Genomic DNA, 14,808 nt, shown 5'->3' on the forward strand with positions numbered 1-14,808 from the left:
CAATCTATATTTCCAAGTCCGTTGGAAATACCAAAATGAAACGTCTATTCTTTACGAATACACAGCCCTAACCTTTCACATTAACACCGCAAAAGGGAAATGGTTTTTTGTGAACAAAAAACCTTCCTACTACCTCAATGAAAACAAAATAACTGTTTTCTAAAACAGGAGAATACCTGAAGTTTCTAACCACTTTGAGTAGCTAGAAATAACCTCTTACTTTTTCAATAAAAAGCTGAAGATATAGGAGAATCACATAAAATTATGATATGAGTGCTCAAAAAAGCACGAGAAAGTGTACTCGAATTAAATAACGATTCGGTTAAATTTTTAGCTGATACGCATAAAAAACACTCAGGCAGCCCTAAGACTTTAGTATAAGAAACACTTTTGATATTTTTTCAGCAGTTTTTTATGTCATATTGATTAAATACTTGTGGACATTTCATTTTGAGCTGCCTACATCCCATCATTTTTATTGTTTTGAACTATGATGAATACTAAACGTAATATATATAAAGATGCTGAACATCCCTTTGCTCAATATGTCCGTATTTTAGGTAAGGGGAAAACCGGATCTCGCTCTTTAAGCTATGAAGAAGCTTATCAAGCATTTACCATGATTTTAAAAGGTGAAGTGTTAGATGTGCAGCTAGGTGCATTTTTAATGCTGCTTCGGGTTAAAGAAGAATCGATTGATGAACTCGCAGGTTTCGTTCAAGCGACTAAAGACCAGCTTCATTTTGAGCCTTTAGCTGTTGATTTAGATTGGTCATCTTATGCAGGTAAGCGAAAACACTATCCATGGTTTTTATTAGCCGCTCTTACGCTTGCCCAGCATGGCCATAAAATTGTTATGCATGGTGCATCAGGTCACACGCTTAACCGTGTTTATACTGAGCAAGTCTTAGAATATCTTGGTTATCAAATTTGCCATTCTGAACAAGAAGTTCGTAAACAATTAGCAGAGCAAAATTTTGCTTACTTACCACTAGACGTGATTTCACCAGTTTTAAGCGAATTGATATCTCTAAGAAATGTCATGGGATTGCGTTCACCTATTCATACTTTGGCCCGTTTAATTAATCCTTTTAACGCTAAGGCTACCTTACAAGCAATATTCCACCCTGCTTACAGAACTTCTCACCAACATAGCGCATTACGCTTAGGCTATCAAAATAGTGCCGTTATTAAAGGCGAAGGTGGTGAATTTGAACGAAACCCAGATGCTAAAACACTCATTTGCGGTATTAAAAATGGTGAGCTCTATGAACATGAGTTGCCAAAGCTCACACCTGAACGAAGCCCAATTGAAGAAGAATTAGATTTAGCAACGTTTAAAGCAGTATGGCTTGGTCAACAGCACCATGAATATGGAGAAATGGCCGTAACAGAAACCATTGGAATCGCGCTATATACCATGGGCGTTGTTGCTAATTTTGAAGAAGCGATGCAAAAAGCAAAAGTGTTATGGGATACACGAAATTTAAGCAATCTTAATTCGTAGTTAACAAATGCTATCGTGAAGGTCGACATGGATGTCGACCGTATCACTGCGATACAGGAAGTATCGTCAGTGATACAGAGGATTTTTGGTTACTTTTGATCCTTCAAAAGTAATAAATGCCTATATGCTATAACTTATGAAAAACATGCTATATAAGGCTCTATGGAATAACCAAAAATAATTTTTCTGTCTTATTAAGTTTTAAACAAAACGAATCGGTTTAAACTCTGGTTCATGCTTGTGATGATCATCATCACACTCTTCACCTTCTTCTTTTGTACCACGGTCAATATAACCGCTACGCTGATCTTCTGGTAAGTTCTTCAACTCCCAAGCAATTACAGCTTGCATACAAGTTTCACGCTGCTCTTTCGTTAAAACAACGCCATTTGGCCATTTACCAATTTCTACTGCTGTTTTTAAACGCTCTACAATTTCAGGGTTTAAAACAGATAGCATTTGTTCAATATTCATGATTCATCTCTTTGAAAAGATTCAAAATCTTGGTTCCAACCAAGTTTGGTACGGCAGGCCATATAGAAATCATAACCTGGTGGATGCAATAAACTTAGTTTAAATGGGTGTTTACGGATGTGTAAACTGTCTCCAACATTGAGCGAGACACTATGTTGTCCATCTGCACTCACCATTGGTAACACCCGATTTTCGCGAATAACGATTTTAATTTCGCTTTGACCACCGACTACGATGGGACGTGATGACAATGTATGGGGATGCATTGGAACTAATGCAATAGCATCCATACTTGGATGTAAAATTGGACCACCACCTGACAATGCATAAGCCGTTGATCCAGTTGGCGTCGAAACAATTAAACCATCACTATGTTGGCGGTAAACATATTGACCATCAATATTAAGTTCGAAGTCAATCATGTGTACTGATTTACCCGAGTGCAAAACCACATCATTTAAGGCAATGGCGTCATAAATGACTTCACCATTTGTTCGTACTTCCATTTCAAGCAAGAAACGACGGTCAAGCTGGAAATGCCCTTGAAGTACTTGGTCAAGTTTGAAAATGGCTTCTGAAGGTTTGATATCAGTTAAAAAACCTAACCGCCCGCGGTTAATACCAATAACAGGCGTATTGTAGCGAACTAAAGCTCTAGCAGCGTGGAGTAAAGAACCGTCGCCTCCAACAACTATGACTAAATCAGCAACTTCACCCAATAAATGACGACTTACAATTTGTGCATGATCATAAGGCACTAATTCAGCAGTTTCCTGATCAAAAATGGGGTTTAAGCCTAGGTTCAACAAATGATCATGAATTAAACATAGTGTTTCTACTACTGATGATTTATCTGGTCGACCGATTAACCCGACGTTTCTGAAGGACTTATGTGAAATTTGCACGAATGAGTAAGCTCCGCTGCGATACTTGGCTATAATAACATTAACCTGATTAATTTAAAAAAACATAACAACAAGATGCTGTAAAATTCAATCTAAGTTTTCCAATTATTCACAGTTTTATCATTGCAAATTGATGACAAGCTATCGCATCATTACAGGCATTGTTAGGGTTTTATCTCATTTTTATGAAGTTTGAACGTGGTATCGGTTTCTTTGCACTAATCTTTTCCATTTTGGTCATTGGTGCTTTTATTGCTCTTAGTATCTATCTGATTCGTTTAGATAATATTATCCGTGAAAAATTTGAAGGACAACGGTGGGATATTCCCGCCAAAGTGTTTGCACGTCCTTTGGAAATTTATAATAACGCACCTATTACCCAAGCAAATTTCACTCAAGAATTAAAACTCTTGGGTTACAAAACTTCAAGTAATTATGACAAGTCTGGAACCTATGTTGCTCAGGGTAGCAATATGTATATCCACACACGTGGTTTTGATTACGGCGACAGTGTTGAACCCGAACAAGTACTAGAGTTAAGTTTTGCAAATGACCAAGTTGCTGAAGTTAGAAGTACAAAACCTTCTTCAACGGGTGTTGCACGACTAGAGCCACTTCTGATTGGAGGGATCTACCCTCAACATAATGAAGACCGTGTTCTCATTAAACTGAATAATGTCCCTAAACCACTTATTGAAGCTTTAATTTCAACAGAAGACCGTAATTTCTATCATCATCACGGTATTTCAATTCGTGGTACTGCTCGTGCATTAGTGAGCAATATCACAGGCGGTAAACGTCAAGGTGGTTCAACCCTGACTCAACAATTAGTTAAAAACTTCTACCTCACACCTGAACGCACACTCAAACGTAAAGTTAATGAAGCATTAATGGCTTTACTCATTGAGCTGCATTACAGCAAAGATGAAATTTTAGAAGCCTACTTAAATGAAGTGAATCTAGGCCAAAATGGTAGCTACTCAATTAATGGCTATGGTTTGGCTTCACAATTTTATTTTGGTTTACCATTACGTGAACTCAATGTTTCACAACAAGCTTATTTAGTCGGTTTGGTGCAAGGCCCTTCTTTATATAATCCTTGGAAAAACCCTGAAGGTGCGAAAAAACGCCGCGATACCGTGTTAAATAACATGCGTGTAATGGGTTATTTAACTCAATCAGAATATGAAGATGAAATTGCACGTCCTTTAAATGTGCTAAGTAAACCAAGTTTAGGTCCTGCAAAATTCCCAGACTTTTTAGATATTGTGCGTCGTCAATTACGTACAGAATATCAAGAAAGTGATTTAACTAATCAGGGTTTACGTATTTTTACGACTTTAGACCCAATTACTCAAACGCAAGTTCAAAATGCTTTTAAAGCTTCTGTAGATCGCTTGGCAAATAGTAATCCATCACGTTTAAAGAATTTACAAGGTGCTGTACTGATTGCGCATCCTGAAAATGGCGAACTGGTTGCAGCAGTTGGCTCTACACAAGACTTTACTGGTTTCAACCGTGCGTTAGATGCAAAGCGTCAAGTCGGTTCTTTATTAAAACCTGTAATTTATTTAAGTGCTATTGAATCTGGGCGTTACAACTGGGCAACCCAAATTGAAGATGCACCGATTAGTGTCCCTGTAGATGGTGGCAAAAGTTGGACACCTAAAAACTACAGTGGTGGCGGACATGGTGTAGTCAGCTTGAGCGAAGCTTTAGCAAATTCATATAACCTTTCTGCTGTGCGCTTGGGTCAAGAGTTTGGTTTATCAACATTTACAAACAACTTAAGAAAGTTTGGTGTTGAATCGACCATTCCTGCCTACCCTTCTATTTTCCTTGGTGCAGTCAATATGTCACCAATGGAGGTTCTGGGAATTTATGAGAACTTTGCTACAGGTGGCTTTAAATATCCAACTCGTGCCATTCGATCTGTCGTAGATGCAAATGGTCGCCTGCTTGACCGTTATGGCCTGAATGTTCAACAAACCATTGATCCATCTGTTGGTTATATCATGAACTATGGTTTACAACAGGTTATGTCTTCGGGTACTGGTCGCGCAGCTTATAATAGCTTGTCTCCTGCTTTAAAATTGGCAGGTAAATCAGGTACGACTAACGATACACGTGACTCATGGTTTGCGGGCTACTCAGGCAACCACGTTGCTGTAGTTTGGTTAGGTTTAGATGACAACAAAGTGACTGGCTTAACGGGTTCATCTGGTGCATTGCCAGTATGGATTAATGTGATGAAACAATTACGTCAAACGCCTGTAAATCTACGTCAACCAGACACTGTACAGTGGCAGTGGATTGACCGTGCAACGGGTGATTTATCTGCTCAGGCATGTGATGGTGCTATGTATATTCCGATGCTAACGCATACGGTTCCGCACCGTGCTACGCCATGTGGAGCACCTTATTATCAAGTTGATCCAACATATACGCCACAAAGTGATAACACAATTCCTGAATCTCAGGATGATAATACCGACAGTTATATTCGTGAAAGTGAAAACCAGATGGAACAAGATCTGTCAAACAACTCACGAGTAATTTCAAGTGGTAGTTATAACAACTAAGCGTTAACAGGAAATTAGGATATGTTGAAGAAAGGTGTTTTTTATATTGGTGCTGTTCTTATGGTCGGCTGTACAACTTTGCCCGATCATTCTGACTCCAAAGAGAAAACACCTACTCCTCCAGTCAAAAAGACTGAAACTCCTTCAGGTGTAAAAATTACGCCTTATGATCACCCAGAAATTCAACGTAAAAATTTACAGGTGATTGTTCCTCAACAGAAAAAGCCTCAACATTTTAGTGATGATGGCAGCCAGCTACCAGCATTTAAAGTTTTAATGCAAAAAACACAGCAGGCTTATAAAAAGCAGCAATGGTCAGAGGCAGAGCGCTATGCACTTCAAGCACAGCGTTTAGCACCACAGGCCGCTGAGACTTATTTATTTCTTGCACTTACGGCAAATCATAAACAGCAATATTCTAATGCTGAGTCTTTAGCAAGACGTGGTTTGAGTTTTGCCCAAAGTCAGCCAATGAAAAAGCAGCTTTGGTTGGTTATCTTAAAAGCTGGGCAACAACGCAATAATCAAAAGACTGTTCAAGAAGCACAGCAAGCATTAAAAGCCCTTTAGCTTTTAATGCTTTTTTATTTTCTCATTAGAAATTACGAATACCTCCTAAGCCATATGCACCATGCTGCTGTGCAGTGGCTAAATCATCCGGATGCACTCCTCCTAATGCAAAAACTGGAATCTGGCTATTTTGAGCGAGATCACTAAAACGTTCCCAACCTAATACAACAGCATCTGGATGAGTCGTTGTTGGTTTTACAGGACTAATAAAAACAGCATCACAACCAATCTGCTGAGCTTGTTTTAAAGAAACGGCATCATGACAAGCAGCAATATAACGTACGCCCACTGTTAAATCGCCTTTATGCAAATTCATGAGTTGAGATTGCTTTAAATGAACTGTCTTTATTTGTTTTTGTAATTCAGGACTTAATTGATGCCAGATATCTACATTTATAATTAAACTTGATCGTTGCCCTTCATCTAAAGCAGTTAATTGCTCTATATACTGCGGCTCAAATTCTTCGATACGCCAGTACAATAAAGCATCACTACTTTCTACCGTTGAAAGCGTATTGCTAATTTTGATGAGATGAGGCCAATAGAGTCGTTTTATGATGTTTTTATTGGCTTTTGGAAAGTTTAGGTGAAGTAGCTGATCACGTGTGTACCATGCCCATGGCTGGTGAATAAGATTTAATAACTCATCAGGTACATAACTATGGAACAAATGAAGGTTGACGATAATGTCATCATATTCATGGTGAATATAATCAAACTGATGCCAATCTTTTAAACCAATACCCACCTCTTCATAAATCTCACGGCGGCAGGCTTCTTCTGGTGTTTCACCTTGTTCAACCTTTCCACCAGGGAACTCATGCTTTCCACCTTGATGTTGCTGCTCTTCGCGCCATCCAACTAATATTTTTCCACGATGGATCAAGATTGCTATAGCGACATCGACTATTGGTTTGGGCATCTTTTTACTCTCTAAAACTTTTCTCAAGTGTAAGCAAATTTTATCATTTTATAAAATCTTAAAAATCTCATTGACAGATCTATTCGATAATGATTATCATTTAAATCGTTCAAGAACATACCACGGAGCACAACAAATGAACGCACCTTTTAGCTTATTTACCCGTAACAATGACACAGCTCATGCCTTACCAATGTTACATTCTAATAACCTCTTTGCATTAGGCCGTGAAATTCGCATTATGCATGCTGGCGAGGAATATCGTTTACGCCTCACTCGCAACAATCGCCTAATTTTAACTAAATAAAAAACATACTCGCGTTTCAATAATATTCGTGGGAAAACAAAAAATGGATAGCATGGGTAACCATGCTATTTTTTTATGAAGGAAGAATAATCTCTGCCCTCAGACCACCTTGTTCAGCATGCATAAAACGTAACTTGCCATTATGCAATTCAATAATTTTTCGAGTAATTGAAATTCCTAAGCCAGAACCTTGCTGCTGAGTACCAAGCACCCGAAAAAAACGCTGCCCTAATCGTAATAGCACTTCATCATCTACCCCATTTCCCGTGTCTTCAATAGACACCTTAATTTGCTGTTCATACTGACTAATCTCAACATGAATAGAGCCTAAATTCGGGCTATAACGAATGGCGTTATCAAATAAATTTCTAAAAGCAATAAACAGCAATTCTTCATTCGCATATGTTTTAGTTTCTGTCGATAAAGTATTTGTCTCTATCAACATCTGTTTAGCTTTCGCATCTAAATCTACAGTTTCAATCACTCTTGCCAACAAATAATTTAAATCGATAACTGTCTTAGGCAGTTCGGGCTGCTCAGCTTCATTAGGTTCCAAACGAGCAAGAAGTAACAAATTTTCAAGTATTTTTGTACTTCTAGAAACGTCTTCTTGTATGCGTTCAAAATCTTGATGAAGTTCTGGAAGATGTTGGTATTTACGCTGCAAAACCTGAAGGCGCATTTGTATGGCAGATAACGGAGAACGTAGCTCATGCGAAGCATCCGCAGTAAAACGCTGTTCAGCAACGAGAGCTCTTTGCAGTCTTGCAAGCAATTGATTTAAAGCATCTATAACAGGTTGAATTTCTGTAATGACATCTGGCTCTTGAATCGGTTCTAAATTTGATGCAGTTTTTTGAGCAATTCGTCTAGAAAGTAAATTGAGTGCAGCCAATTGATGCTCGGTACGCCAACTTACAATGACCCATTGCAGTAACCAAAACAACACCATAAGTCCGCTATATCCAGCAAGTGCTTTAAGTACCTCTTCAACACGTGTACTCATTGGTTGAAAAACTTCAACTTGTAGCTGAGAGTCTTCTTGTTGTGCAGCCAGACTACGCCATAATTGGCCATCAAACCAAAAATACGAAAAACCTTCTGATAAGTTACCTTGTTCAAAAAGTTCATACTGATAGGTATGAGAATGGGTAAGTACTTGGCCTGTGTTTAATAACTCATACTGAATATCAAATTCATCACTCAGCTCATCAAACTGTTTCATGGAGTGTTCAGAAAGATCGGAAACCAGCAAAGTATCTGAAATTTCATCCATGATTTCATCTTGCACTGACATGTTGTGATAGATAGAAAATATGGTGAGTAAGCTTAAAGCCAGTAATCCCACCACGATACTACTCCACATCGTAGTTTTAACCAGTTGAGACTGCAAAGATGAGCGATTCGATTTCATTTTACATCTCCCATACGGTAGCCTAGCCCCCGTATGGTTTTAATACTGCTGCTTCCGATTTTTTTTCGAAGTTGATAAATAAATACTTCGATTGCGTTACTTTCAATTTCCTCGCCCCATGCATACAGTGCTTCTTCTAATTGATCACGGGTAATAATATGCTCGGGATGCACCATAAGCTTACGCAATATTTGGAATTCTTTTGCCGTTAAATCGATAGACTTGCCAGCGCTTAATACGACTTTCGCTTGTGTATCAAGTTGTAGGTCACCCCATGTTAAAACCGATTGCTGACTCAAAGTTTGTTTGCGTAATTGAGCGCGGATGCGAGCCGATAATTCTTCTAAACTAAAAGGCTTAACCAAATAATCATTTGCACCTAAATCTAGCCCCTCTACCCGATCATGAATGCTGTCACGTGCAGTAATAAAAATAACAGGAACATTTTTTTGTTTATGGCGGATCGTTGTTAAAACCTTTTCACCAGCCAGTTGAGGTAGTCCCCGATCAAGCAAAATACAGTCATAATCATGCTGTTCGATTGCCGTAAGTGCATAATCACCTCTTTCGACCCAATCTACCTGATAACCGTCTAACTCTAACCATGATTGAATGCTTTCAGCTTGAGAGCGATCATCTTCTGCAAGCAAAATTCTCATCTATTTTTCCTGTTATATCCTGATTTGATCTTGCCAAGCCTTTATAAAAAAAGCAAAGCCGCATGATTTAAATGCGGCTAAAAGTAGTAGATCTACAGACCTTATTCATTAGAACTGAACTTGATCCACATCAATTTCTACGCGTTTTAAAGGTTTATAGTCAATATCTACTTCACCAATTAAAGTCACATTTGTATTGGCTGAAATAGGGCGACCTTGCCAAAGTTCATCATCTACATCAATTGTAATGCTACCTGTCTTATCACGGAATTGATATTTTTCATCACCTAAAGACTTTACAACCTGACCATGTAATTTGATCGGTGTATTATCTTTTGAGGTTAATGCCTGTTTTACTGTGGTGACAGTTGCCGGAGCAATTGCAGCTTGATTCACTGGTGTATTCGCGACAACTACGCCAGCAGCAGTCATACCAGCAGTCATCAACATTACTTTAAGCATATTCATATTATTACCCTCTGTTTATGGTTCCCTCTTGGGATAAAGCAATTAAATCAACCATAAATGAGGTGAATCTTAAGAAAAACTTAATTTAATGGCACAACCCTCAAGACCTCTTCTAATGTCGTAAGTCCTTCAATCACTTTACGGGCTCCTGCAATTCTTAAAGGTTCTATACCTTCTTTTTTAGTTTGAGTTCTTAAATCATTTAATGTCACATGACTACTAATAAGGTGTTTAAGCTCAAGACTGACTGGCATAAATTCGTAAATACCGACTCGCCCTTTATAGCCTGTATGACGACATTCTTCACAGCCTACCGCTTGATAAACCGTTTCAGGCATTTCCATAATGTAGTCAAAGGTTAAGTGTTCCCACTCATCCTCATTAATATGAGTTTTTTGCTTACAGTGTGGGCAAAGCTGGCGGACTAAGCGCTGCGCGAGAACACCCAAAATTGTTGCAGCTGTCAGAAATGGCTGTACACCCAAATCATGCAACCGAGTCAAACTAGACGGTGCATCATTGGTATGTAAAGTTGATAAAACCAAATGACCTGTTAATGCTGCCTGAATGGCCATATTCGCTGTATCTTGATCACGAATTTCCCCAATCATAATAATGTCAGGGTCTTGACGCATCAGTGCACGTACACCGTCTGCAAAGCCTAATTCAATTGCATTATTGACCTGCATTTGGTTAAAACTAGGCTCTAGCATTTCAATCGGATCTTCAATGGTACAGACATTGACCTGCTCGGTTGCAAGCTGCTTTAAAGATGAATATAGCGTAGTTGTTTTACCGGACCCTGTAGGACCCGTGACTAAAATAATACCGTGGCTATTTTTTGTTAATTGTTGCCACTGTTGTAATAAACGCTCCTCAAAACCCAATTGCTGAAAAGAACGCACCAACACATCAGGATCGAAAATACGCATAACCAGTTTTTCACCAAATGCGGTTGGTAAGGTTGATAAACGTAATTCGGTTTCTTGCCCTTTAGGTGTACGTGTTTTTAACCGGCCATCTTGTGGTTTACGTTTTTCCGCTACATTCAAACGTCCTAAAATTTTAATCCGAGAAATCACGGCGGTCAGTGTATTTGAAGGCATGTTATAAATAGTGTGTAAAACGCCATCAATCCTAAACCTGACTTTACCATTATCTTTACGCGGTTCCATGTGAATGTCACTGGCACTCTGCTCAAATGCAAACTGTAAAATCCAGTCGACTAATTTCACAATATGCTGATCATTAGCATCTGGGTTTTGACTATCGCCAAGCTGCAAAAGTGCTTCAACATTTTTACTGTCACGGTCATGAGCTGCATCTTTTTGAGCAGAGTTTACCGCGCGACTCACCTGATAATATTCGCGCAAATAGCGTTGTAACTGTTCGGGATTAAGCAGTACCCGTTCAATTTTTTTAGGCGCTAGACTTCGTTCAAGGTTATTAAGCCAATCTGTTTGAAATGGTTGATCTGTTCCAATCACGATTCGGTCAGCACGAATTTCAACAGCTAAAATATGGTTGCGAATCGCAAACTCTTGTGACATGACCTGCGTTAAAGCGCTGACATCTGCCTTTAAAGGATCGATCACAAATAGAGGTAGCTGAACCCGATCTGCAAACCATAAACATAAGCGGTTTAAACTCAAATGGGCATGCGTGTGTTGCTGATCTTTTAAATTAAAATGTGCTATCCACTGTAATGGATGCCACTTTAACTGGTCTTTTTGGCGGTGACTTGTCTGTACCAGTAATTTATCTCGTTCTGTTATACGGCCTTCTTGTAATAGTTGTTCTAGACACCAATACGTATCTATTTCTACATGTGCATTCATGCGTTATCCCCAATATATTTTTATAATATAGCAGAGATTTTTCACATTTAAATATCCTTTAACATCAGTTAATTAAACCAATTCTCATCTTAATATTTTTTTGTGTCACAGGTCATATTTATAGAAATATTTTCTACCTAGTTTTGTCTAAAAAAGACACTATGCTCACTATAATAAAAAGCATAAACTAAACATGAATACATGATTTTAAAATGATTCAAATCTACATATAACAATAAGCAAAGAGGAAGTAACATGGAACTTCCAATGACAATGTCATTACAAACAGCATCATTTGAAGAATTCATTACAGTCATTGCTGCGGCGCTTGGTTGTGGCTTATTAATTGGTTTAGAACGAGAACGAAGTAAGCTTAAACATGAATATAAAACCTTTGCGGGATTTCGATCTTTTGCCATTAGTGCATTATTAGGAGCGGTCTGTTTTTTATTTGGCATTGAAATTGGAATTGTGGGTGCCTTACTCATTGGTGCTATTAGTATTGTTTCGCTCAAAAATCAACCCAATGACCCGGGCGTGACCACCGAACTCGCCTTTATTATGACTTACTTCATCGGGGCACTTTGCATTTGGAATATTTCGCTCGCTGCCGGCCTAGCTGTGATCATGACAACTATCTTAATAGCTAAGCAGTCTATGCATGGCATTGCCAGTCAATGGATTACTGAATCAGAATTACGTGATGGTATTTTTCTACTTGCCTTACTGTTAATTGCTTTGCCTTTAGTTCCAAATAAACCTTTTTGGGGTCCAGTTTTAAATCCACATGTGATTTTAAAATTACTGACTTTAATCTTATTTGTTCAAGCCCTTGCCCATATAGCAAAGCGACTTTTGTCATCTAAAAATGCTTTATTGCTTTCTTCTTTAGCTTCTGGATTTGTTTCTAGTACAGCAACTATTGCCAGTTTAGGTTTAGAAGTACGCTCTGGCAAAGCCAACGCAACAACAAATGCAGGTGCTGCATTGATGTCTTGCGTTTCAACACTGATTCAAACCTTAATTATTGTGATCGGTATTAGCTTTGCTTGGTTCAAGCTGATTATATTTCCTACACTTATTGCATTAGTAGTTTTAGCAGTATGGGCCTTTATTTTATTACGTAAAGCCGAGCCTAGTACAGCTTCACCCGAGCTGGACTCAAGAATGTTCAGCTTAAAAGAAGCCATTATTATTGCGGGTACACTTACCCTTATTCAGGCAGGTGTTTATGGTTTAAGTCTATCTTTAGGCGATGCGGGATTAATCGCGGGGACCTTACTTGCTTCTTTATTTGAAATACATGCAGCTATAGCGGCGGTCATTGTGCAAGGTGAACCTGATAGCGCACATATGACACCTTTATTAATTGCCTTTTTAGGAGGTTTTGCAGTTCACGCTCTTGCTAAAAGTGTGAACTCTGCAATTTCGGGCGGACTACGCTATGCCCTTGCTTTCGTTCCCGCCCAGCTCATTCATATGGCTATTTTTATTACTTTACTTTGGCTCAACATCCATTGGTTTTAAAATATCTATTATGTAAGCGAAGAAGTCTTCACCACATCGATGACGGTAATTACAACTTGATTGACCTTAAAATGAATATCAAAGTCTGAAAATTTCATTTTATAGATTCTTTCAGCATCTTCTTGATAGGCAGGCCGAGGATCTAAAGCTAATACTTGCTCAAGCTCATCAATGTATTGCGAATCTATTTCTTTATTTTGCAGAAAATATTTTTGCGCTGTTAATGCAGCTTCAGTCCACATGACTGCCTTTCGTTCTGGTTCTGCATGCGCATAACCACTTTGAGCCTCCTCAATTGCATCAGAATATTGAATATAGGGTTTGATATCTAAAATTGGGGTGCCATTTAATAAATCACTTCCAGTGACATAGACACGCACAGACTTGCCCACCTTTTCCACTTTATTAAGTTTTACGACTGAAAGCCCGATTGGAGAAGGTCTATACATACTTCGTGTAGCAAATACTCCAATTTTTTCATTACCACCTAAACGTGGCGGACGAACCTGTGGACGGAACTTATCTGCACTGCCTTGATTTTTATTGTCATGAAACTGCCAAACTAACCAGAGATGACTAAATTGCTCAATTCCCTCAAATGCTAACAAGTCGTTATATGGTTCTACCATGTCAATATAAGACTCGATATTGACCAAATTAGGCTGGCGTGGAATACCGAATTTTTCACGATAGGGAGAGCACATGTGGCCAATGATAGGGAAGGTGACAGAATTGATCATCACTTTTTCTTATAAACACAATTAAATATATTCAGTTTATCGGGAATGAAATTAGATTAGAATAGCAATCTGTTTTCTTTTAATCGTGATCGAGACCTTTAATGGCTGCTTTTAACGTTGAACGCATTACTCATGTTCACCACTGGAATGACACTCTTTTCAGTTTTAAAACTACACGCGATACCAGCTTACGTTTTAAAAATGGTCAGTTCGTAATGATCGGACTTGAAGTGAATGGCAAACCGTTAATGCGTGCGTATTCGATTGCAAGTGCAAACTACGAAGAAGAGTTAGAATTCTTCTCAATTAAAGTACAAGACGGTCCTTTAACTTCGATTTTGCAAAAAGTACAAGTTGGTGATGAAATCTTAGTTTCTAAAAAACCAACAGGTACTTTGGTTCATGATGACCTTTTACCAGGTAAAAACTTATACCTTTTATCTTCTGGTACTGGCCTTGCTCCATTCTTATCAATTATTCGTGATCCAGAAACTTACGAACGCTTTGAAAAAGTTATCGTTGTTCATGGTACACGCTATATTTCTGAATTAGCTTATCAAGACCTTATCTTGAACGAATTACCAAACCACGAATTCTTTGAAGAGTTAGGTATTAAAGACAAGCTTGTTTACTACCCAACTGTTACTCGTGAACCTTTCCACACTCAAGGCCGTGTAACAACTGCAATTGAAACTGGCGCTTTATTTGAAAAAATCGGTTTACCACGCTTCAACCGAGAAACTGACCGTGCAATGCTTTGCGGTAGCCCTGCATTCTTAAAAGATGTGGCTGCATTACTTGACCAACACGGTTTAGTTGAATCACCTCGTATGGGTGAAATGGGCGACTACGTAATTGAACGTGCGTTCGTAGAAAAATAATTTTTCTAGACATA

Annotated in this window: 14 protein-coding genes; 6 read left to right on the top strand and 8 right to left on the bottom strand. The window is 38.5% G+C overall.

Translation table 11 applies throughout. The features are described 5' to 3' along the window. Window positions 1-493 precede the first annotated feature (493 nt). Entirely contained in the window at window positions 494-1,507 is a 1,014-nt protein-coding gene (locus RMA94_RS16990) for a glycosyl transferase family protein (RefSeq protein ID WP_311083812.1), read from the top strand. A 201-nt stretch (window positions 1,508-1,708) separates the two neighbouring features. Here RMA94_RS16990 and RMA94_RS16995 read toward each other — a convergent pair whose 3' ends face one another. Next, entirely contained in the window at window positions 1,709-1,981 is a 273-nt protein-coding gene (locus tag RMA94_RS16995) for a YeaC family protein (protein WP_002118245.1), read from the bottom strand. Further along, window positions 1,978-2,886 carry an NAD(+) kinase gene (locus RMA94_RS17000; RefSeq protein ID WP_005073476.1) on the bottom strand — a complete coding sequence of 303 codons (909 nt, stop codon included), beginning with the start codon at window positions 2,884-2,886 and terminating at the stop codon, window positions 1,978-1,980. The genes RMA94_RS16995 and RMA94_RS17000 overlap by 4 nt, the downstream gene beginning before the upstream one ends. A gap of 185 nt (window positions 2,887-3,071) precedes the next feature. On the opposite strand from RMA94_RS17000, the gene mrcB reads away from it, so the two are divergent. After that, window positions 3,072-5,468, top strand: coding sequence for a penicillin-binding protein 1B (mrcB, locus tag RMA94_RS17005; protein ID WP_311083813.1), 2,397 nt, complete (start codon window positions 3,072-3,074; stop codon window positions 5,466-5,468). A gap of 21 nt (window positions 5,469-5,489) precedes the next feature. Continuing rightward, a complete protein-coding gene (locus RMA94_RS17010) occupies window positions 5,490-6,038 on the top strand; it encodes a tetratricopeptide repeat protein (protein ID WP_311083814.1) in 549 nt (182 codons plus the stop codon). A 25-nt stretch (window positions 6,039-6,063) separates the two neighbouring features. Here the strand turns inward: RMA94_RS17010 and RMA94_RS17015 are convergent, their stop codons facing one another. After that, window positions 6,064-6,960: an NUDIX domain-containing protein gene (locus tag RMA94_RS17015; RefSeq protein WP_057062027.1), complete on the bottom strand. Its 897-nt coding sequence runs from the start codon at window positions 6,958-6,960 to the stop codon at window positions 6,064-6,066. Between the two features lie 136 nt (window positions 6,961-7,096). Between RMA94_RS17015 and hemP the strand changes: the two genes are divergently transcribed. Next, window positions 7,097-7,267 carry a hemin uptake protein HemP gene (hemP, locus tag RMA94_RS17020; protein ID WP_002118129.1) on the top strand — a complete coding sequence of 57 codons (171 nt, stop codon included), beginning with the start codon at window positions 7,097-7,099 and terminating at the stop codon, window positions 7,265-7,267. Between the two features lie 73 nt (window positions 7,268-7,340). On the opposite strand, the gene RMA94_RS17025 is transcribed toward hemP, so the two are convergent. The 4 genes from RMA94_RS17025 to RMA94_RS17040 all read right to left on the bottom strand — a co-directional run bounded on the left by RMA94_RS17025 (window position 7,341) and on the right by RMA94_RS17040 (window position 11,646). After that, the gene (locus RMA94_RS17025; protein ID WP_262451319.1) at window positions 7,341-8,681 is read right to left on the bottom strand and encodes a cell wall metabolism sensor histidine kinase WalK; all 1,341 of its coding nucleotides are present in this window, start codon (window positions 8,679-8,681) and stop codon (window positions 7,341-7,343) included. Beyond that, a complete protein-coding gene (locus RMA94_RS17030) occupies window positions 8,678-9,340 on the bottom strand; it encodes a response regulator transcription factor (protein ID WP_014207221.1) in 663 nt (220 codons plus the stop codon). Before RMA94_RS17030 ends, RMA94_RS17025 begins: the two co-directional genes overlap by 4 nt. 108 nt (window positions 9,341-9,448) lie before the next feature. Next, window positions 9,449-9,808, bottom strand: a complete 360-nt coding sequence (locus RMA94_RS17035) for a NirD/YgiW/YdeI family stress tolerance protein (RefSeq protein WP_002118236.1) — start codon at window positions 9,806-9,808, stop codon at window positions 9,449-9,451. Between the two features lie 80 nt (window positions 9,809-9,888). Further along, a complete protein-coding gene (locus RMA94_RS17040) occupies window positions 9,889-11,646 on the bottom strand; it encodes a GspE/PulE family protein (protein WP_262460732.1) in 1,758 nt (585 codons plus the stop codon). A 255-nt stretch (window positions 11,647-11,901) separates the two neighbouring features. On the opposite strand from RMA94_RS17040, the gene RMA94_RS17045 reads away from it, so the two are divergent. Next, the gene (locus tag RMA94_RS17045) at window positions 11,902-13,173 is read left to right on the top strand and encodes a DUF4010 domain-containing protein (RefSeq protein WP_017398590.1); all 1,272 of its coding nucleotides are present in this window, start codon (window positions 11,902-11,904) and stop codon (window positions 13,171-13,173) included. A gap of 8 nt (window positions 13,174-13,181) precedes the next feature. Here RMA94_RS17045 and tsaA read toward each other — a convergent pair whose 3' ends face one another. Then, window positions 13,182-13,913 (bottom strand): tRNA (N6-threonylcarbamoyladenosine(37)-N6)-methyltransferase TrmO, encoded by a 732-nt coding sequence (gene tsaA, locus RMA94_RS17050; protein ID WP_311083815.1) that lies wholly within the window; start codon window positions 13,911-13,913, stop codon window positions 13,182-13,184. Between the two features lie 101 nt (window positions 13,914-14,014). Between tsaA and RMA94_RS17055 the strand changes: the two genes are divergently transcribed. Then, window positions 14,015-14,794: a ferredoxin--NADP reductase gene (locus RMA94_RS17055; protein WP_002118187.1), complete on the top strand. Its 780-nt coding sequence runs from the start codon at window positions 14,015-14,017 to the stop codon at window positions 14,792-14,794. Window positions 14,795-14,808 lie beyond the last annotated feature (14 nt).

The organism is Acinetobacter sp. V115_6 (assembly GCF_031799025.1).
Classification (GTDB): Bacteria; Pseudomonadota; Gammaproteobacteria; order Pseudomonadales; family Moraxellaceae; genus Acinetobacter; species Acinetobacter pittii.

What these genes read in the sequence shown, in the direction of transcription:
- RMA94_RS16990 (WP_311083812.1), top strand. Translation starts at nt 494, where the DNA reads ATGAATACTAAACGTAATATATATAAAGATGCTGAACATCCCTTTGCT.
- RMA94_RS16995 (WP_002118245.1), bottom strand. Translation starts at nt 1,981, where the DNA reads ATGAATATTGAACAAATGCTATCTGTTTTAAACCCTGAAATTGTAGAG.
- mrcB (WP_311083813.1), top strand. Translation starts at nt 3,072, where the DNA reads ATGAAGTTTGAACGTGGTATCGGTTTCTTTGCACTAATCTTTTCCATT.
- RMA94_RS17010 (WP_311083814.1), top strand. Translation starts at nt 5,490, where the DNA reads ATGTTGAAGAAAGGTGTTTTTTATATTGGTGCTGTTCTTATGGTCGGC.
- RMA94_RS17015 (WP_057062027.1), bottom strand. Translation starts at nt 6,960, where the DNA reads ATGCCCAAACCAATAGTCGATGTCGCTATAGCAATCTTGATCCATCGT.
- hemP (WP_002118129.1), top strand. Translation starts at nt 7,097, where the DNA reads ATGAACGCACCTTTTAGCTTATTTACCCGTAACAATGACACAGCTCAT.
- RMA94_RS17025 (WP_262451319.1), bottom strand. Translation starts at nt 8,681, where the DNA reads ATGAAATCGAATCGCTCATCTTTGCAGTCTCAACTGGTTAAAACTACG.
- RMA94_RS17030 (WP_014207221.1), bottom strand. Translation starts at nt 9,340, where the DNA reads ATGAGAATTTTGCTTGCAGAAGATGATCGCTCTCAAGCTGAAAGCATT.
- RMA94_RS17035 (WP_002118236.1), bottom strand. Translation starts at nt 9,808, where the DNA reads ATGAATATGCTTAAAGTAATGTTGATGACTGCTGGTATGACTGCTGCT.
- RMA94_RS17040 (WP_262460732.1), bottom strand. Translation starts at nt 11,646, where the DNA reads ATGAATGCACATGTAGAAATAGATACGTATTGGTGTCTAGAACAACTA.
- RMA94_RS17045 (WP_017398590.1), top strand. Translation starts at nt 11,902, where the DNA reads ATGGAACTTCCAATGACAATGTCATTACAAACAGCATCATTTGAAGAA.
- tsaA (WP_311083815.1), bottom strand. Translation starts at nt 13,913, where the DNA reads ATGATCAATTCTGTCACCTTCCCTATCATTGGCCACATGTGCTCTCCC.
- RMA94_RS17055 (WP_002118187.1), top strand. Translation starts at nt 14,015, where the DNA reads ATGGCTGCTTTTAACGTTGAACGCATTACTCATGTTCACCACTGGAAT.